General features: G+C 73.4%; 15 protein-coding genes. 7 read left to right on the top strand and 8 right to left on the bottom strand.

The features are described from left to right. The first annotated feature begins 1 nt into the window (after nucleotide 1). From BMY07_RS05545 to BMY07_RS05565, 5 genes are all read left to right on the top strand, one after another. Nucleotides 2-751: a LysR substrate-binding domain-containing protein gene (locus BMY07_RS05545; protein WP_245782221.1), complete on the top strand. Its 750-nt coding sequence runs from the start codon at nucleotides 2-4 to the stop codon at nucleotides 749-751. 76 nt (nucleotides 752-827) lie between these two features. Beyond that, nucleotides 828-1,565, top strand: a complete 738-nt coding sequence (locus BMY07_RS05550) for a class I SAM-dependent methyltransferase (RefSeq protein WP_092775343.1) — start codon at nucleotides 828-830, stop codon at nucleotides 1,563-1,565. An 87-nt stretch (nucleotides 1,566-1,652) separates the two neighbouring features. Next, the gene (locus BMY07_RS05555; protein ID WP_092775344.1) at nucleotides 1,653-2,330 is read left to right on the top strand and encodes a vWA domain-containing protein; all 678 of its coding nucleotides are present in this window, start codon (nucleotides 1,653-1,655) and stop codon (nucleotides 2,328-2,330) included. Beyond that, a complete protein-coding gene (locus tag BMY07_RS05560) occupies nucleotides 2,323-3,198 on the top strand; it encodes a protein phosphatase 2C domain-containing protein (RefSeq protein ID WP_092775345.1) in 876 nt (291 codons plus the stop codon). The genes BMY07_RS05555 and BMY07_RS05560 overlap by 8 nt, the downstream gene beginning before the upstream one ends. Further along, entirely contained in the window at nucleotides 3,195-4,778 is a 1,584-nt protein-coding gene (locus tag BMY07_RS05565; RefSeq protein WP_143073373.1) for a protein kinase family protein, read from the top strand. The genes BMY07_RS05560 and BMY07_RS05565 overlap by 4 nt, the downstream gene beginning before the upstream one ends. Here BMY07_RS05565 and BMY07_RS05570 read toward each other — a convergent pair. Together BMY07_RS05570 and BMY07_RS05575 are read right to left on the bottom strand one after the other, a co-directional pair. Next, nucleotides 4,739-5,665, bottom strand: coding sequence for a hypothetical protein (locus tag BMY07_RS05570; RefSeq protein ID WP_092775347.1), 927 nt, complete (start codon nucleotides 5,663-5,665; stop codon nucleotides 4,739-4,741). The genes BMY07_RS05565 and BMY07_RS05570 overlap by 40 nt on opposite strands. An 8-nt stretch (nucleotides 5,666-5,673) precedes the next feature. After that, on the bottom strand, nucleotides 5,674-6,033 hold the full coding sequence (locus BMY07_RS05575) for a hypothetical protein (protein WP_092775348.1): 360 nt from the start codon (nucleotides 6,031-6,033) through the stop codon (nucleotides 5,674-5,676). A 77-nt stretch (nucleotides 6,034-6,110) separates the two neighbouring features. Between BMY07_RS05575 and BMY07_RS05580 the strand changes: the two genes are divergently transcribed. Next, nucleotides 6,111-9,155 (top strand): CHAT domain-containing protein, encoded by a 3,045-nt coding sequence (locus BMY07_RS05580; protein WP_092775349.1) that lies wholly within the window; start codon nucleotides 6,111-6,113, stop codon nucleotides 9,153-9,155. On the opposite strand, the gene BMY07_RS05585 is transcribed toward BMY07_RS05580, so the two are convergent. The 3 genes from BMY07_RS05585 to BMY07_RS05595 form a co-directional block, all read right to left on the bottom strand. Continuing rightward, nucleotides 9,152-9,721, bottom strand: coding sequence for a DUF6880 family protein (locus BMY07_RS05585; protein WP_425426236.1), 570 nt, complete (start codon nucleotides 9,719-9,721; stop codon nucleotides 9,152-9,154). The two genes, BMY07_RS05580 and BMY07_RS05585, sit on opposite strands and share 4 nt — an antisense overlap. Then, nucleotides 9,690-10,145, bottom strand: coding sequence for a DoxX family membrane protein (locus BMY07_RS05590; RefSeq protein WP_092775351.1), 456 nt, complete (start codon nucleotides 10,143-10,145; stop codon nucleotides 9,690-9,692). The genes BMY07_RS05585 and BMY07_RS05590 overlap by 32 nt, the downstream gene beginning before the upstream one ends. Nucleotides 10,146-10,242: 97 nt before the next feature. Then, entirely contained in the window at nucleotides 10,243-11,535 is a 1,293-nt protein-coding gene (locus BMY07_RS05595) for an amidase family protein (protein ID WP_245782222.1), read from the bottom strand. Nucleotides 11,536-12,600: 1,065 nt separating this feature from the next. On the opposite strand from BMY07_RS05595, the gene BMY07_RS05600 reads away from it, so the two are divergent. Further along, nucleotides 12,601-13,383: a glucosamine-6-phosphate deaminase gene (locus BMY07_RS05600; protein ID WP_092775353.1), complete on the top strand. Its 783-nt coding sequence runs from the start codon at nucleotides 12,601-12,603 to the stop codon at nucleotides 13,381-13,383. A gap of 52 nt (nucleotides 13,384-13,435) precedes the next feature. Here the strand turns inward: BMY07_RS05600 and BMY07_RS05605 are convergent, their stop codons facing one another. The 3 genes from BMY07_RS05605 to BMY07_RS05615 all read right to left on the bottom strand — a co-directional run bounded on the left by BMY07_RS05605 (nucleotide 13,436) and on the right by BMY07_RS05615 (nucleotide 18,777). After that, nucleotides 13,436-15,157: an NlpC/P60 family protein gene (locus BMY07_RS05605; RefSeq protein WP_092775354.1), complete on the bottom strand. Its 1,722-nt coding sequence runs from the start codon at nucleotides 15,155-15,157 to the stop codon at nucleotides 13,436-13,438. 126 nt (nucleotides 15,158-15,283) lie between these two features. Further along, complete coding sequence (locus BMY07_RS05610; RefSeq protein ID WP_092775355.1) at nucleotides 15,284-16,918, bottom strand: ABC transporter substrate-binding protein; 1,635 nt, start codon at nucleotides 16,916-16,918, stop codon at nucleotides 15,284-15,286. Beyond that, nucleotides 16,915-18,777, bottom strand: a complete 1,863-nt coding sequence (locus BMY07_RS05615; protein ID WP_143073375.1) for a P-loop NTPase family protein — start codon at nucleotides 18,775-18,777, stop codon at nucleotides 16,915-16,917. The genes BMY07_RS05610 and BMY07_RS05615 overlap by 4 nt, the downstream gene beginning before the upstream one ends. Nucleotides 18,778-18,954 lie beyond the last annotated feature (177 nt).

Below are 18,954 nucleotides of genomic sequence, written 5' to 3' on the forward strand. Positions count from 1 at the left end.
GGTGACAGGGCCGGACCCAGCTGCACCCTTCAGGCTCGCCTATGTGCCGGGGGTGATCCCCGCCAAGTGGACCCGGATGTGGGCCGAGCGCTCCCCCGAGGTACCGCTCGACCTGGTGCAGGTGACCGCGGGCGAGGCCGCCGACCAGGTGCGCGAGCGCGGGGTGCACGCGGCGCTGCTGCGGGTGGGCGGCGACCGGGACGGGCTGCACGCCATCCCGCTCTACACCGAGGTGTCGGTCGTGGTCGTCCCCAAGGACCACGTCATCGCCGCCGCCGACGAGGTCACCCCGGGTGACCTGGCCGACGAGATCGTGCTGCACCCGCTCGACGACACGCTCGACTGGGTGTCCCCGCCGGGCCGCCCGGCGTTGCAGCGACCGGACACGACCGGTGACGCGGTCGAACTGGTGGCCGCCGGGATCGGGCTGCTCGTCGTCCCGCAGTCGCTGGCCCGACTGCACCACCGCAAGGACCTCACCTACCGGACGATCACCGATGTCCCCCAGTCCCAGGTGGCGCTGTCCTGGCTGGAGGACGAGACGACCGACGAGGTCGAGCAGTTGATCGGGATCGTCCGCGGTCGCACCGTCAACAGCACCCGGGGCCGCCAGCCGGAACCCGCGCAGGCGACCAAGTCCGAGCCCGCGCCAGCTAAAGCCCAGGCCGCCAAGCCCCGCCGCAAACCCGCAGCCCCCGCCCGCCGCACCCAGGCCGCGCCCAAACGCGGGAAGCCCCGCCGCCGCGGTTGATCGTCCACTGTGGACACAAGGTCCGCGCGGGGAAACTCGGTGGACACGACGGCCGTGGGCGTTCCAGGGTGGTCGTATGGGTCAGGATGACGTCTGGAACACCGAGGTCGCCGGTCGGTACGACACGCCGGGGGTGGGGATGTTCGCACCCGAGGTGCTCGGGCCGACCCTGGACCGGCTGGTGGAGCTCGCCGATGGCGGGGCCGCGCTGGAGTTCGCGATCGGCACCGGGCGGGTCGGGATCCCGTTGGCCGAGCGCGGGGTGCCGGTGACCGGGATCGAGTTGTCCGAGCCGATGCTGGCGCGGTTGCGCGCCAAGGCCGACGCGGCCACCGTCCCGGTCGTGCTGGGTGACATGGCGACCGCCACCGCGCCGGGTGAGTTCAGCCTGGTGTACCTGGTCTACAACACGATCTCCAACCTGCTCACCCAGGCCGAGCAGGTCGAGTGCTTCCGCAACGCCTTCCGCCACCTGCGCCCCGGCGGTCGGTTCGTGCTCGAACTCGGCGTCCCCGAGCTGCGCAAGCTCCCGCCCGGCCAGGACGCGGTCGTGTTCGCGCACACCGAGGGCTACACCGGGTACGACACCTACGACGTGGTCGCCCAGCGCCTCACCTCCCACCACTACCGGGAACTGGCGCCCGGCGAGCACCGGCTCTTGCGCAGCCACCACCGGTTCCTGTGGCCCGCCGAGATGGACCTCATGGGGCTGGTCGCGGGGTTCACCCTGGAGTCCCGGCACGCCGACTGGGCAGGCGCCGCGTTCACCGCGGACTCCCCGTCGCACGTCTCCGTGTACCGCCGACCCGACTGAGGGCCGCGAGAGCCACGAAAGCGTGTCCGGTCGAGCACTGAGCGTGCGATAGTGGCGGCTCTGGTCCGGTGGGGTGGAGGGCAGGTCGTGGCGGAGAACCTGGGCAACGTGCTCCCGGTGTACGTGGTCGCGGACGAGTCGGCGTCGATGGCGGGGGTGGTCGGCGAGCTGAACGCGGGGCTGGCCGAGCTGCACCGGGCGTTGCTGCGGGAGCCGATGGCCGCCGCGAAGGTGCGGTTCACCATCCTGGGGTTCTCCGACGACGTGCGGACCCGGTTGTCGCTGGCGGACCTGCGCACCGAGGCGACGCTGCCGGTGCTGGGCACCAGGTCGACCACGAACTACGGCGCCGCGTTCGAGGCGTTGTCGCGGCAGATCCCGACCGATGTCGCCGCGCTCAAGGAGCAGGGGCACGCGGTGTACCGGCCCGCGGTGTTCTTCCTGACCGACGGCCAGCCCACCGACGAGCCGGGGTGGCGGGCCGCCTACGACCGGTTGGTGGACAAGGAGGCCACGCCCGCGGCGCCGAACATCATCGCCTGCGGGATCGGCGGCGCGCGGGCGCGGACCATCCTGGACGTGGCGACCAGGCCGGAGTTCGCGTTCGTGGCCACGCCGGGGGTCGAGCTGGGTCTGGCGATCGCGGAGTTCAGCGTGGCGCTGACCAAGAGCATCGTCGCCTCGGCGCGCGCGGTGGCCGCAGACAAGACCGAGTTGGTGGTGGAGCGGCCGAACAGCTTCGTGATGGCCGTCGACGTTGTCTAGCAACCAGTCCGCCCCGGGGTTGGGCAGGCCGCTGGTGATCGGCACCCCGGTCGCCGAGTTCGAGCCGCGGCCGCCGAGGCGGGTGGGCGGGTACCGGCCGGACACAGCGGTCGACGGCTGGTCGAGCGCCGCGTTCACCGTGCGGGCCGCGTCGGTGCGGGGCTACCAGCACCGCCACGACGGCACGCCGCGGCAGGACGACTTCGCCGTGTCGTGGCACGAGGGCACCGGGGCCGTGGTCGCGGCCGTCGCGGACGGGGTGTCGAGCGTGGAGCTGGCGCACCTGGGGGCCACCCTGGCGTGCCGCAGCGCCACCGACCAGCTGGTCAGGGTGCTGGACGCGGGCGAGGAGCCGGACTGGCCGGACGTGATGCGCTGCGCGGGCTGGGCGTTGGTCGAGTTCGCCAGGGGCCAGGCAGGCGCCGACAACCCGTCGGCGCGGGCGGAGCGCCTGCTGTCCACCACGCTGCTCGTTGCCCTGGTGCGGCCGCGCGAGGACGGGTCGGCCCGCGCGCAGGTGTGCCGGGTCGGTGACTCGACCGGCTGGGTGCTCGACGGCGGGACGTGGACGTGCCTGACGGAGGAGTCCCCCGGGATCGCCGAGGTCGCGACCGTCGCGCTCCCCCACCTGCCCCGCGAGCTGCGGGCCGAGTCGGTCGACCTGCCCGTGGGGTCGGTGCTGCTGCTGGGAACCGATGGCGTCGGTGGCGCGCTCGGGGACGGCGCGGGCCTGGTCGGTGCCGCGTTCGCCGGGGCGCTGGGCAGCCCGCCGCCGCCGTTGGAGTTCGCCCGGTTGCTGGACTTCTCCCGGGAGACCTTCGACGACGACCGGACGATGTTGGGGGTATGGCCCAAGGGGGCGCCGTGAACGACGTCCCCGAGGTCGACGCCAGGGCGCTGGGCCGGTTGCGGCTGCTCGGCACCGGTGGGCAGGGCAAGGTGCTGCGGCTGCTCGACCACGCCGACGGCCCGGACGCGGTGGTGTACAAGGAGTACAGCCCGCGGGTGGTCGACGACGTGGACGTCGACGCGCTGCGCAACTTCGTGGGGTTCGCGCACGGGCTCGCCCCGGGGGTGCGCGCGAAGCTGCTGGCGACGACCGCGTGGCCGGAGGCGGTGGTGCGCAAGGACGGCGTGGTCGTCGGGTTCCTGATGCGCAAGGCGCCCGCCGCGTACACGGCCGCCATGCGCTTCGGCGAGGAGACCAGCACCGAGCCCGCGCTGGTGCAGTTCCTGCTCAACCCGCCCGAGTACCTCGCGGCGCGCGGTCTGCGGCTCAGCCCCCGGTTCCGGTACGAGTTCCTGCACGACACCGCCACGGCGCTCGACCTGCTGCACGGCCTGGGGGTGGGCGTCGGCGACCTGTCGCCCAACAACATGCTGTTCAGCCTGACCGCCCGACCGCGGGTCTTCTTCCTCGACTGCGACGCGATGCGGTTGGCCGGGGAGAGCGTGCTGCCGCAGGTGGAGACCCCGGACTGGCGGATCAGCGATGTCGGGCCCGAGGAGCTTGCCACCCCGGGCAGCGACACCTACAAGCTGGGTCTGCTGGCGGTCCGGCTCTTCGCCAACGACCAGCAGAGCAGCGACCCGCGCCGGGTGCCGATCCGGTTGCGCGCCAAGGTGACCGCGAGCCTGCGCCGGGACCCCGACAAGCGGCCCAGCGCCCGGTCGTGGATCGACGCGCTGGCCACGGCGGCCCGGGACGCGACCGACACGTCGGACACCCCTGAGCCCAAGCCTTCCCCGCCTCCACCGGAACCCGACGACGAGGTCGTCGAGCAGCCTCCCGCGCGGCAGCGGCCGCGGGTCGGCGTCGCCGGGGCTGTCGTGCTGGCCGTGGTGGCGCTCGGTGTCATCACGATGCTCAACCAGGCGTTCCCCGCCAAGCAGCCACGCGATCCGAGCCTGGGTCTGACGACCCTGGGGGTGTCGACCCCGGGGTACGACATCTACCGGTCCGTGTTGGCCCCACCGACCGGCGGTGCCCGGATCCCCACCGCCGGGCTGCCCGGCGCCGCGACACCGCTCACGGGGTTGCCCGGGATCGGCCTGCCGGACTCGCCCCTGCGGCCCACCTACTGGCCCAGCAACCGGCCCACGTTCCTGCTCGACCCGGAAGACTTCCTGGTGTGCAGGCCCATCGTGCGGGCCGACCAGGGCGTCCGGGGTGGCGCTGGGCTGGACCTGGCCAAGATCGCCGTCGGCACGGTGGTGTGCGAGATCAACGCCGCGACCAGGACCCGGATCACCCGGATCGGGCTCGAGTCGCTGACCGACCAGGGACCGGTCAGCGCGCCGCGGGTCGTCGGCTTCTGGGGTGAGGGCACCTCCTCGCCTCGGGTCGTGGCCGCGCTGACCACGAAGTCGGGTGGCTGCGTCCGGGTGTCGCTCCAGCTGACCGCGGCCTACAAGGTCTCCGCCGCGGGCGTCGCCGGGACCTGCTGAGTCGGGACCTGCTGAGTCGAGACCTGCTGAGTGGGAGCCTTCTGAGTGGGCAGGTGCTGGGGGCTCGCGCCCTTGTGCAGCTGGTCGTTGACGGCGTCGGCGATCCGGGGTGTCAAGCCTGCTGCCACGTCGTGTCCCAGTGCCTCGGCCAGCCCGAGGTGCCCTAGGTCCACAGTGGACTCCACGGCGGCGCCGAACACCTCGGCGGCCACCCGTCCCCTGCGCCACCCGACGATGCCGACACCGAGCGCGATGATCGACGACGGCCACCAGAACCAGACCGGCGCCAGGTACAGCACGCCCCACCCGACCAGCGTGGCCGCCAGGTCGAGCCTGCCCCGCGCCTGGGCGACCACGACCCGGGTGTCCGCGTCGAGCCGGTGCCAGAGCCGGGGCCAGATGAGGGCGAGCACCAGGCCGTACTGGGCGTCGACGCGGACGTCCACCAGGCGCAGCCGGTCGCCGATCCAGGTCGGCAGGGCGGGCAGGTACCGCTCGGGCAGTCGGCTGCCCGAGCGTTCCAGCGCGCGACGGGCCCGGTGGGCGCGCAGCCGGGTGATCAGGCGCCCCGGCAGCGCCAGCGGTCCACGCCACCGGCCCCACCACAGCGACCGGACCGCGCCGCCGAGACCCCGGGCGGCCAGGCTGGTCAGCATCGCGGCACCCACCGCGAAGCCGCCCCAGGCCAGTGCCTCGGTGGGCCGGTCGCGGACCAGGGTGCCGATCGCCCTGGCGGTGCCGGTGACCGCGCCGGGGTCGAACGGGTGGCCGTGGCCCTGGCGCACGGCGATGGCGAGGACGGCGAGCCAGAGCAGGCCGGGCAGCAGCGTGCCGACCAGCCAGCGGTCGGGCAGCCGCTTGGTCACCTCACCCAGGAGCGCGGTCACGGGTGCCCTCAGCAGCGCACGAAGCGCATCTGCTCGTCGAACACCGCGCACCGCGGCGGGCGGGCCTGCTCGTCGCGGTCGGCGCGGCGGGGGCACCGCTTGCCGGGGCAGACGTAGGCGCCGACCAGGCTCGGGGCGGCCAGCCAGTCCGTGCGGGCCCCCACGCCGTCGTCGCGGTTGGGCGGCGGTGCCACGGAGAGGTCGAGTTCGCGGCAGGCCGACACGGCTGACCCGCCCGCGGCCACCTCCGCCACGTGCATCTCCAGGGTGTCCTCCCAGAAGTTGCGGACCGCGCGGGCCCGCAACTCGGGCACCGCGGCGCAGAAGACCGCCAGTGCGTGCTGCTCGCCGTCGACCGGTGCGGGCACCCTCGTTCCCTTCCCGAGCCCGGCGCGCCCGGGCTACCGTGGCGGTGATCGACTCTACCCGAGGGGGCTGGGCTGGGATGGCCGATCCGGGTGGGTCGCCGCTGGACGACCTGGTCGCGCGGATGGCGCGGTTCGACCGCGACGGGGACCACTCTGCGGTGCTCGACGCCGCGGCGCACCAGGCCGCGCTCGACCAGTACGCGCGGGCGGTGGCCGACCGGACCACCGGGGCCGAGGTCGTTCGGGTGCTGGGCCAGTGGTTCCTCCGCCACCACAACGCGCTGCCGCCCGGGGTGGGCGCGGCGTCGTTGCGGATGGCGCGGCTGTGCGCCGGGTTGGCGCGCGACGCCGATCCCGGGTCCCTCCCGCACGACCTGGACGCCCTGCTGACCGGCGACTCCGATCCGGCGCACGCCGCGCACGCCACCGCGGTCGTCCTGCTCGGCCAGTTCGAGGAGACCGGGGACCCGAGCAGGGTGGCGGCGGCGCGCGAGGTGCTGCGGTCGATGACCGACGACCTGGACGCCGACCACCCGCTGCGGACCGGGTTGAGCGAGGCCGCCCTGCAGCTGTCGTCGGCGCTGCTGACCATGAAGGCCGATCCGGCGGACGCCGAGGCGCTGGTGCGGTCGGCGCGGGCCGCGGTGCACGCCGTGCCGGACTCGAACGACATGGTGAACGCGCTGGCCTGGGCGTTGCTCGTGCGCCACCAGCTCACGGGCGGTCAGCAGGACCTGGTGGAGGCGCTGGAGCTGACCGAGCGCTTCCTGCGCGACGGCCAGGGCGCGATCGTCGCGCACATCGCCGCGCAGCGCGCCGAGGCGTTGCGGGTGCGGTTCGAGAACACCCACGACATCGCCGATCTCGACCAGGCGGTCGCGTTGGTCCGGGAGGCGGTCGCCGCCACGGCGACCGGTCACCCCGTTGCCGACGCGCTGCGGCAGGTGCTCGCGACGTGCCTGATCCGGCGGGTCGAGCACCTGGACCGGGCCGACGACCTCGCGGAGGCGCTCGCGCTGTGCGCGGTGATCCGGCCGCGCCTGGCGAAGGCCGGGCCGTCGCGCGCGCACTGGCTGGCCACGGAGGCCGCGTTGATCACCCGACGTGCGCAGCGGAGTTCCGACCTGGCCGATGTGGACAACGCGGTGGCGTTGGCCGAGGAGGCACTACGACTGGCGCACGGACTTGACGGCGTGCGGCCGATAGCGCTGACGAACCTCGGTAGCGCGCTGGCGACCCGGTACTTCCTCCGCCGCGACCGAGACGACCTGGCCACGGCCGTCCAACGGATCCGTGACGCCATCGAGGCGACCCGACCGCAGGACACGCGGCTGCCGCTGCTGCACGCGCAGCTCACCACGTTGACCGCGCTGGCCGCCGAGGACGGGGTGCGCGGCGCCGGGGTCGACGACGCCATCCGGCTCGGCGAGCAGGCGGTGGCCAGGCTGGAACCGGGTCGCGCCAAGCGGGTGTCCGCGCTCATCGCGCTCGGCCACGCGCACCGCCAGCGCTACGCCACCGAGGGCGCGGAGGCCGATCTGCTCAAGGCGGTCGCGTTGTGGCGGTCGGCGGCCGAGCAGCCGACCGGGGACGCGGGCGAGCGGATGACCGCGGCCCGGGCCTGGCTCGGGTCGGCGTTGCGGCTGCGGGACCTGCCCGCCGCGGTGGAGGCGGCGACGGCGGCGATCCGGCTGTTGCCGGTGCTGGCCGAGCGGGGGCTCGACCGGGCGGCCCAGGAGCGCAGGTTGGCCGGGGTCGCGGGGCTCGCCGGTGAGGCCGCCGCGTTGGCCGTGCACGTGGGGCGGCCGGAGCACGCGGTGGAGTTGGCCGAGCAGGGCCGGACCGTGTTGTGGCGGCAGGCGGTGCAGACCCGGGGCGACCTGTCCGCGTTGCGCGCGGTCGCCCCGGACCTGGCCGACCGGCTGGAGGGCACCCGGCGCGCCCTGGTCGCCTCGGCCGACATCCCGGGCGAGGCCGAGCGCCACCGCCGACTCGCGCAGCGGTGGGACGTGCTGCTCGCCGAGGTGCGCCGGGTACCGGGGTTCGGCACGTTCCTCGGCGCGCGGCCGTTCGCGGAACTGCGGCACGCGGCGACCGGCGGGACGGTGGTGCTGGTCAACCTGGGGGTGGGGCGGAGCGACGCGCTGCTGGTGCGCCCGGACGGGGTCACCGTGGTGCCGCTGCCGTGGCTGCGCCCCGCGGACGTCCGGCGGCGGGCCGACGCGCTGTTCGCCGCGGCCGGTGAGCCGGTGGACCTGCGGCAGACGCTGGTGTCGATGCTGCGGTGGCTGTGGGACACGGCGGCCGGGCCGGTCATCACGGCGCTCGACTCGCTCGACGGTCCGGTGCGGCACCGGGTCTGGTGGTGCCCGACGGGTCCGCTGGCGATGCTGCCGTTGCACGCGGCCGGGCGCTACGGCTCGTCGACCCCCGCGGGCAAGCGGCGCCCCACGGTCCCGGACCGGACCCTGTCGTCGTACACCACGGATCTCGGCGCGCTGATCCGGAGCAGGCGCGCGGGTACCGGTGACGTGTCGCGGTTGCTGGCCGTGGGGGTGCCGGAACGCGCCGGTCGTGCGCCGCTTCCCGCGGTGGTGGACGAGCTGAAGCGGATCGCGGCGACCGTGCCGGGGACGCGGACGCTGCTGGGCGCCGACGCGACACCGGCCGCCGTGCTGGCGGAACTGCCCGCGCACCCGTGGGTCCACTTCGCCTGCCACGCGACGCAGGACCTGGACCACCCCGGTGACAGCGCGCTGCACCTGCACGACGGCGACCTGTCGGTGCTGCGGCTGGCCGCGCACGACCTGACCGGCGCGGAACTGGCCTACCTGTCGGCGTGCCACACCGCGGGCGGGTCGGTGCGGTTGGCCGACGAGACGGTGCACCTCGCCGCGGCGTTGCAGCTGGCGGGGTTCCGGCACGTGATCGCGACCCAGTGGCCGGTGTCCGACCCGGTCGCGGCGGCCGCGGCCGACTCGGTGTACCGGCACCTGGTGGTCGACGGTCGGCCGCGCTCGGCCGACGCGGCCCTGGCACTGGCGGCGACCACGGCGGCGCTGCGGGCGCGACACCCGGACCAGCCGGACAAGTGGGCGCCGTTCGTCCACATCGGACCCTAGTAGGCGGACGCGCCCACCAACCGCTCGGCGAGCACGTCCAGGACGTACCGCCGCTGCCTGGACGTCGTCACGGCGTCCTCGCGGTCGAGCAGCTCCCGGTACCGGCGCAGGCCGTCCTGCCCGAGGATCTGCCCGTACTCCGGCAACGCCTCGACGAAGACCCCGTTCTCGCTGTCCAGGGCCAGGGTCACCAGGCTCTCGGCCAGCGCCGCCGGATCCGGCGTTCCCGCCGCGCAGGCGTCGAGGTGGATCTCCTGCGCCCGGTCGAGCACGTCGACCAGGGCGCCGTCGACATCGTCGATCTCCACCCGCTCCAACGCGGTGATGGCGTACTCGGTCAAGGCGATCGCCTCGTTCGGGGAGCCCGCGCGGATCAACCGCTCCACCTCGCGCAGCGCCTCGCGAACACCGGACAGGTACGCGTCGACCCCGTCCTCATCGATGTAGTCGTCCGCCTCGACGACCTCCCGCAGCCGCGCCTGGTCCACTGCCGCCCCTCCCGCTCCTGTGCCGCGGGCATTCTGCCAGAGGGGATCAGCCCGCTGCCACGACTCGATCCTCCACAGTGGACCTGCGGTCGAGGCCGAGGATGGCGATGGCGGCGCAGACCAGGACCAGGTTCTTGAGCACGAACTCGCCGGTGGCGGTCAGCAGCAGGGGGTTGCCGTCGTGGATGGCCATGGCGGGGGCCTGGAAGAAGACGAGGAAGGTGCCCGCCAGGTGGGCGGCGACCGCGGCCGGGGCGAGCCTGCGGGGGGCGCCGAACAGCAGGGCGAGGCCGAGGGCTATCTCCACCCAGCCGAGCGCGGGTAACAGCCACGGTCCGTGGACCCAGGGCATGGTCGCCCGCACCAGGTCGGCCACCGGGGACTGGCCGATCACCTTGAGCAGGCCGAACCACAGGTACACCAGCGCCAGCGAGATCCGCAGTCCCGGCAGCGCCAACCTGCGCGCCCAGTCCGCCTCGACACGGTCGAGCACCGCCTTCATCGCGTTCCCCCTGGTCAGCCGGGTCAGGTCGTCCCAGGGTAGACCGGAGTCGTCAATATGGTCTAGACCATTGCCGGTGCCGGGCGTTCCCAGTGGATCACCCCAACTGGTGACCACTGTGGAGGGTCAGCGCGGTCGCGAGCAGCCGGGCGTCGGCGAACGGGCGGGCCTCCAGGCAGATGCCGACCGGGAGGCCCGCAGCGGTCGTCCCGGCCGGTACGGAGATCATCGGCAGGCCCGCGACCGTGCCGGGGGTGACGTTGCGGGTGACGGTCGGGAAGGTGGGCAGGAGCCGACCGTTGAGGCTGATGACATCGTCAGCGCCGAGCAGCGGAGGCGGGACGGGCGATGTCGGGAACAGGAGGACATCCACCTGCGTGAACAGGTCGAGGTAGCGCTTACGCAACTGCCAGCGGTCTGCCCGCGAGGCCTCGTAGTGCTCGACAGGGACCGGTTCGGCCATTCCCTCGACGAGCGAACGGACATCGGGCGACGCGATGTGGTCCGGCCAGTCTCTTACGGCGTGGTCGGTGCGACAGGCCAGCAGCCGCGGGGCTTCGTGGAAGACGAGGACGTTGCCGGAGTGCGCCAGGTGGTCCAGTTCCGTGAGGTCCAGGTCGATGAGCGCGGCACCGCTCTGCTCCACAGTGGACACAAAGGTGGCGATCGCGTCCTCGATGTCCGGGTTGAGGTCCCGGAACCGGTTGCCGGGCAGGCCGATCCGCAGTCCCGCAAGCGATTGCGCTACCGCAGGCTCCCCGGTGATGATCCCGTCCACGGTCCGCACATCCCGCACGGTGCGGGCATGTACGCCGACGGTGTCCCGGGTGGTCGAGAGGTTGACGACGCCATCGCCCGGGTAGCGGCCGGTGGTGGGGCGGAACCCGACCACCCCGCAGTACGCGGCCGGGATCGTGACGGATCCACCCGTGTCGGTCCCCAACCCGAACGGCACCGCGCCCGCCGCGACACTCACCGCGCTGCCGCCACTCGACCCGCCCGCCGACCTGCTGGGGTCGGCCGGGTTGCGCACGGGGCCGAAGGCCTTGTTGTTGCTCGTGATGCCGAACGCGAGCTCGTGCAGGTTCGTCTTGCCGAGCACCACCGCCCCTTCTTGGCGGATCGCACTCACGACGGACGCGTCGACCTCGGCGGGGGTCGCGCGGAGGAGAGGACTACCAGCCGTGGTGGCATACCCCCGGACGTCGATGTTGTCCTTGACCGAGAAGGGAATTCCCGCCAGCAGACCACCACCGTGCGTAGTCGCCGAGGCTCGTTCGATCCACTCCCCCAGCTCGGAACCTCCGACCCTCGCGACGGCGTCGGCGAGGCATCGAGCGCGGTCGCGCTGGTCAAGGGCAAGCCAGTCGGACAGGGTGGTCGGCACCACGGTCAACCTCCTGCGAACACGAGTCGAGCACGCACCGTAAGTTCCCCTTGTCTCAACGGTCAATGACCTGGCGCGTACACCTGTAGACGACCCGCGCACACCCCCGTCTGTCCACAACCCCGCGAACTGTCCACAGCCCCTGCCACTCCCCTATTGACAAGCCACCGGGTTCGCTACGTTCAGAGATGGGCCCCCGGCCCCCGGGAGGGAGGGCCCCGGCCGCAGAGTGGATCTTGGTCGGCGGAAGCGGCAGCAAGGCGGCGGGCCGCGTCGAGGGCGGACAGCTCCGGGCGGTTGGCGGGGTGCGGGCCGTTGGTGGGGTGGGGTGTGCCGGGGGCGAGTTCGCCTGCGCCTCGGCTCCGTTGGCTGTCTCGGACGCCAGTGTGCGTCGGAAGACCTGACGCCAGTGCGAGTCGAGAAAGGCCTTGGGCCTGTCGAGCGCGGTCGCCGGTGCGCGTCGAGGAAGACCTTGGACTCGTCGAACGCGGTCGCCCGTTGGTCTCCCTCGCCGGTCTGCGCCACCCTTTATCCCCAACCCCTTGAGCTATCCACAGCGTTTCCGCGGGCCTATTGACAGGCCGCCGGGTTCGCTACGTTCAGAGATGGGGCCCCGGGCCCCGGGAGGGAGGGCCCCGGGCGCGGAGTTGATCTTGAGGGAGCGGTGTCGAGGCGGGCGGTGGGCGGGGCGCGCCGGGGGTGGGTTCGCGGTGGGCGAACGGGTGTCGGGTGTCGGGTGTCGGACCGATAGTCGTCGAGGTGTGTCGGGGTCGTGGAGGCACTCGCGGGGGGACTGGATTCGGCCATGGGCGAGGGGCGGGTAGCCGCGCAGGCTTCGGTGATCGGTGGAGGCGCTCGCGGGCTGGATTCGCCGCGAGCGGGCGGTGGCCTGGCTCGACGTGGTGGCGGGCTGTGGCCTGGCCGGGGGGAGGGGGCTCGCCTACGCTCGGTAGCAGGCGTCTTGGGTGTGTCAAGGGTGGGGCGGTGTGGTGTGGTCCGCCGGACACGGGGGTGGTTGCTTGCTATTATTGGTCTATACCAAACGGGTGGCTTGAGGACAGGACGGACATGGAGATCGTGATCGTTGCCGACCGTGCGGCGGTGGGTGAGGTTGCCGCCGGGGCGATCGCCGACCTGGTCGCGGTGAAGCCGGACGCGTTGTTGGGGGTGGCGACCGGGTCCAGTCCGCTGCCGGTCTACACCGCGCTCGCCGCGCGGGTGGCTGCCGGGGCGCTCGACGTGGGTCGGTTGCGGATCTGCCAGCTCGACGAGTACGTCGGGCTGCCGCCCGGGCACCCGGAGAGCTACCGGGCGGTCATCGAGCGCGAGGTGCTGACCCCGCTCGGCCTGACCCCGGCGTCCTTCCTCGGCCCGGACGGCGCCGCCGAGGACCTGCCCGCCGCGTGCGCCGCCTACGAGCGCGAGCTCCAGGAGGCCGGTGGCGTCGACCTGCAGCTGCTCGGGGTCGGCTCCGACGGGCACATCGGGTTCAACGAGCCGTGCTCGTCGTTCAGCTCCCGGACCAGGGTCAAGACCCTCACCCACCGCACCAGGCTGGACAACGCCCGCTTCTTCGGCAGCCTCGACGAGGTCCCCTGGCACGTGCTGACCCAGGGCATCGCCACCATCAGCGACGCCCGCCACCTGGTGCTCGTGGCCGCGGGCGAGGCCAAGGCCGAGGCGATCGCGCTGACCGTGGAGGGACCGCTGGCCGCCGTCACGCCCGCCTCCGCGCTGCAGCTGCACCCGCACGCGACCGTGATCGTCGACGAGGCCGCCGCCAGCAGGCTCAAGCACGCCGACTACTTCCGGGCCACCTACGCGGCGAAGCCGTCCTGGCAGAAGCTCTGACGCGCCCTGGGGCGCCGCCCTCCCCCGAGGGCGGCGCCCCACCCTCGCGCGGTCAGAACCGGCGCACGATGCGCAGCGACGTCGCGTAGGTGCCGGTGCCGTCGAGGGTGGACGCACCGCCGAGGTCGGAGATGGTCGGCCCGTTGACGGTCTTGCGGCTGGAGACGAACCGGTACCGGCCGTTGCTGTCCTGCCCGACGTAGAAGCCCACGTGGTCCAGCTCGCCCACCGCGTCCGGGTCGGCGTCGAAGCAGACCACGTCGCCGATCTGGATGTTCGGGTACGCGGGCGGCGCCAGGTCGTCGCGGTGGATCACCACGCCGGGACCCTGCGGACCGATGTCGCGGGAGCGCCGCGGCATGTTGACCCCGTTGAAGCCGGTCGGGTTGTCGTAGACCATCGGGATGCCCAGGTGGTAGCCGAACACCATCCGGACCATGCCGGAGCAGTCCAGGGTGCGCAGCCACTGCGGGCCGGGCACCGGCTTGGTCTCCCCGCTGGGGAACGTCCACGCGATGCCCATGTACTCGTGGAAGTCCGCGCCCTCGATCCGGGTGCCGTCCGGGTTGAGCGGGCCGTAGCCGGACTCGCCGAGCACCTGGGCGCCGCCCTGCGCGGGCGAGTTGTACGGCGCGGCACCGGTCTGCAGCATCGCGGCCAGGGCGATGGCGTCCGGGGAGATGTCGTTGGGCCAGGCCCGCACGCGCGCCTCGATGTCGGAGGTCCAGGTGCCGTTGAACGCCGTGGGCAGCAGCCGCACCCAGGTGTCGTGGGTGACCACCGGCGGCGCGGCCCACACGCCGGTCGCCGCGAACTCGTGCACGCCCGCCTTGGTCGGCAGGGCGGTGCTGAACTTCGACGCGAGCGCCCGGATGCCGAGCTTGCCCGCGCCGAAGGTGGCATCGTCGAGCACGTGCGTCCAGGTGCCCGGCTCGGCGAGGTCGGAGCGCCACGCGCGGGCCCGCAGGGTGATGCCGGTGCGCTCGACCCGGATCCGCCACTTCTGGTTGGCGACGTACCCGGTGCCCAGCTGCACGCCCGCGGCCAGGGTCGTGACGACGTCGGCCTGCTCCTTCTCGACGCTGAGCTTCACGGTGCCGGTGGTGCTGAACGCGAGGCGGGCGCGGTAGTGGTTGTCGTAGCCCTGGTAGCCGAAGGTCAGCGCGATGGAGCTGTCCGCGCCCGCGGGCATCGTGTCCAGGCTGACCAGCGCGGTCGCGGAGAAGTCGGCGATGTTGGGGTCGTTGAGGGTGGCGAAGTAGCTGGAGTTGTTCTGCGAGATGTGGATGACGCCGCGGCCGGGCTCGACGTAGTAGTTCGCGGGCGCGCCGTTGGACGTGGTCCAGTTGCCGCCGCCGGGGGACATCCCCCAGTCGCCGGTGAAGGTGCGGGCGAAGGTGTCGGTGAACGGGCGCTTCTGCTCGGTGAAGGTGCGCTGCGGGCCGCGCACGGCGACGGTGCGGGCGCCGGTGGTGAGCACGGCGAGGGTGCCGTGCGAGTCGGAGACCTTGGTGCGGGCGGGCGTCCCGGCCAGCACCTGGACGGTGAGCGATTCCCGGACGGCGTCGGGGAACCAGGTCGGGTCACCCAGCGACACCATGCCCGGGATGCGGTTCTGCGCGAAGCTGATCCCCGGCGGGGCGGTCAGCGCGGCCGGTGTCGCTTTCACGGGTGCGGCCGCGGGCGCGGCCTTGGCGGTGGTGCTCCCGACCAGCGGAATGGCAGCGGTCGAGGCGATGGCGGCCAGCACTGATCTGCGGCGCAACGAAGACATGGCGAACTCCCCCAGAGAGTCACGGCGTTTCCGGCCAGAACACTAGGCGACTGGCGATCTTCGGACAATGGGCCAACCAGGGGTCCCACCGGAGGTGTCCTGGATCACCGCGGCGCGTCTCGGCGGTCAGCAGTCGAGGGTGGGGGTGGTGGGGTCGGGGCGGCAGAGGGTGCCGTCGCCGTGGAGGGAGAGGGGGGTGGGGAGGCGGGTGGGGGTGTCGACGCGGTCGCCGGTGGTGGGGTCGAAGGAGAAGTCGCCGCTCGCGCCCTGGTAGGGGGTGGCTCGGGTGAAGCGCTTCTCGGCGGAGACGCGCATCTGGCGCAGGTACACCCCGGGGTCGTCGCTGGTCTCGTCGCGGGCGTCCCTGGCCCAGGCGGTGGCCACGTGCAGCGCGTCCCAGGACATCACCGCCCAGCCGGTGTCCAGTTCGGACTCCCGGCCCGCGAACGCCGCCCGCAGCTCGGCGAACTTCTCGCGGTCGGCGAGCGAGTCCGGCTCGGCGAGCGAGGTGAAGTACAGCGACACCTTGCCCCCGGCGATCGACGCGAGCACCTTGTCGTACCCCCAGGCCGTCGCGGCGACGGGATCGGTGCGGCCCATCCGGAAGATCGCCGCGTCCGAGGCGCTGACCACGAGCACCCGCCCCTGGCCGCACTCGCGCCCCGCGAGCTTCTCCATCAGGCTCGACAGGTGCCGCGCCCGCCCCGCGTAGAACACCAGCGCCGGTTTGGCCGGGTTGGTGCGCAGCACCGGGCACAGCGCGTCGGTGATGCGGCGGAACTGGCTGCCCAGCACCCGGTTCAGCTGCTCCGGGTCGGTGTCGGCGGCACCGAATGTCCAGTCCTCCCCCGAGCCGAGCAGTTCCCGCACCGACTCGGCCGAGGTGCGCGAGTAGGTGTCGCCCGGGTCGTCGTTGCGCACCACGAAGGCGCCCGCGGTGTCGATCCCCTTGGCGCGCAACAGGCCTATCGATGCCTCGAACTGGACCCGGTTGGCCCAGGGGACGCGGTGGAAGTTGGGGATCTCGCCGGTCGGGTCGAGTTTGGCGGCGGTGACCACATCGGACACCATCGGGATGCCCGCCTCGCCCAGCCGCCTGGCCGCGAGCCTGGTCTCCTCCTGGCTCAGGCCCAACCCGACCACCGCGACCAGCGGCGGGTCGTCCTGCGACAGCGCGATGAGGTCCTCGACCACCGGCTCCCAGTGCGCCGCCCCGGCACCGGTGTTGGCGAGCACCAACTCGACCTGCGGGTTGTCGTCCTGGGCGTTGAGGGCGCGCTGCGCCTGGGCGAGCCCGGCGAGCTCGTGCACGATCCGGGGACCGGCCAGCGGCGAGGTCAGCGACGCCATGAACCCGATGCGCACCCGCGGACCGGTGACGTTGTCGTTCTGGTCGCCGATCTGCGTCATGACCTCGTCGTAGCGCAGGCGCGTCTGGTCCGAGACGTCGGTCAGGGCACCGGAGAAGCTGTGGTCGCCGTCGGTGAGCCCGACGCACTCCGGCTTGGTGAACCACCCGCGGACGGTGACGCCGAGGTCGATGCCGCCGCCGAAGCACAGCACGACGGGCGCCGCGGTGGTGACGGCGACCAGCGGCAGCGCCACCACGCCGACGGCCAGCAGCACCCGGCCGCGCCGCGACAGCGTCGAGTCGGGGCGGATCTCGGCGGCGGAGCGCTGGATCCGGCGCCGGGCGAGGGCCAGGCGCAGCACCCACGCCCACCCCAGCAGCACCACCAGGGCGACGAGCAGGTACGTCATGGGTTCTCCTCGACCGGGTCGGCGCACGTGACGTCGCGCCAGAGCTCGGCCTGGTCGCGGTGGTGGGCGGCGACGGAGACGAACTCGCCGTGGTCGGTGCCCGCGGCGACGGCGAGCGCGGGGATCCCGGTCGCGACCTCGCCGTGGGCGTCCGCCCTGCGCTCGACCAGGCACGGGTCCACGCTGGCCCGCCACGCGGTCAGCACCGCGGCGACGGCAGCGGTGGTGGCGTCCGGGTAGGCCTCGACCGCCCGGACCGCGGGCGGCGGCGGACAGTCGGCCAGCGCGCGGACCAGCGCGAGCCACTCCCGGCCGCGCAGCGTGGTCAGCAGTTCCTTGAGCTGGGCCGCGACCACGCCGATGTCGCCCTGCGCGAACAGCGGGTACAGGTCGTCGTCGCCGGTGGCGTCCTTCGCGAGCAGTTGGAAGACCGTGTCCCAGGTCGTCTCCCCGGTGCGCGCGGCGAGCCTGCGCAGCAACAGCAGCCGGAGCAGCGGGTGCATCGCCCGGAGGGTGTCCGGGTCCGGCGGCTCGCCGTCGACCGGTTCGGGGGCGTCGCGTGGTGCCCAGAACGCGTTCGACACCAAGGGTCCCCGGTCCTCGAACCGGGTCTTCACGTGGCCGGTCGCGAGGATCTTGTTGGCCTCGGCGAAGTGCCTGGCGGGCGCGCAGGTGACCAGGTCCTCGCGCAGCGGGCCGGGGACGCCGTCGAGGAACTGGTCGAGCACCTGGTCGGCGACCGACCTGGGGTCGCTTGTGGACAGTCGGGCGGTGAGCATGGCCTCGGGGCACGCGGTGGCCGGGTCGATGTGGTTGGCGGCCAGGATCAGCTGCCGCGTGCCGCCGGGGTGGCCCCGGGTGACGTCGTGGACCAGCCGCACGACCCGGTGCCGTTGCAGGACCGGGACGTTCAGGTCGCCCGCGAGCGCGTGGGCCTCCAGCTCGGTGAGGTCCCGCAGCGCCACCGGCAACCACGGCCCCACGCCGGGGTAGGTGCCCGCGCGGACCAGGTCCACGGCGTCCTGTTCGGACAGTTCGGTGCCCGCGGACAGCTTGTCCGGCAGGGTCGGCGCGCCCGCGGCGATCACCACGCAGCGGTCCGGTTCCCGGCGGCCGCCCGGGGTGAACCGCGCGTCGCGCACCGCCTTGAGGAACTCGACGGCCACCTCGCGCTCGGCGTTGTCGAGCAGGATCACCGGGTCGACGGTCTTGGCGGAGGCGGCGTCGCGGGTGTCGGCGAGGAACGCGGCGACGAGGACCCGGTGGTAGGCGGCCCGGCCCGCGCGGCCGCCGAACTTGCTGGTCTGGTTGAGCACCACCAGCTCGCCTGCCCAGTCGCCGGGGTGGCCGCTGTCGCGGTGGCCGTACCACTCGCGGGCGGCCTTGCGGGTGCCGCGCCCGCCGAGGCCGCGCACCAGCGCGTCGACCGCGGCGCCGACGTCGGGCAGGGCGCCCATCGAGGCGCGGACCTGCCTGGCCAGGACGTCGGCGTCGCCCTCCAGCCCGCGCCTGACCTGGTCCTCCAGCTGCTCGGTTGGCAGGGTCAGCTCGGCGACGACCTTGCCGACGGTGAACCGGGGGAACTGCCAGCGCCGGGAGTCCTGGCCGACCAGCCGCAGCACCACCGAGGTGAGCAGGTCGACCACGGTCGGCCGCTGCCCCACCCGGACCAGGTCGGCCCGGTCCACCAGCACGTGCGGCTGGTCGCCCAGCCTGCGGGCGATCTCCGCGAGCAGCGCCGAGCGCCCGGAACCCCCCACGCCGGTGACCAGGAGCGTGGGCGGTGCCCCGGCCGCCGCCCGACCACCCCGCACGATCAGCGTGCTCGCGATCTCCAGCAGCACATCTCGCCCGCGCACCGCACCCCCTCCGAATCCACCGTTCAGCCGAATATCGACTTGGGTCGACCCGCGCAGGACGAGCGTGACGCGACCGTGACCGCCCGGGGGCGTGATCCACTCGTTCGGCCCAACGACCCAGCCGATGACGGGATGGCCGCGGCGGGTGACGGGTCCGGCACCGTTTCGCTCCCTTGT

This window comes from Actinokineospora terrae (assembly GCF_900111175.1).
Taxonomy (GTDB): Bacteria; Actinomycetota; Actinomycetes; order Mycobacteriales; family Pseudonocardiaceae; genus Actinokineospora; species Actinokineospora terrae.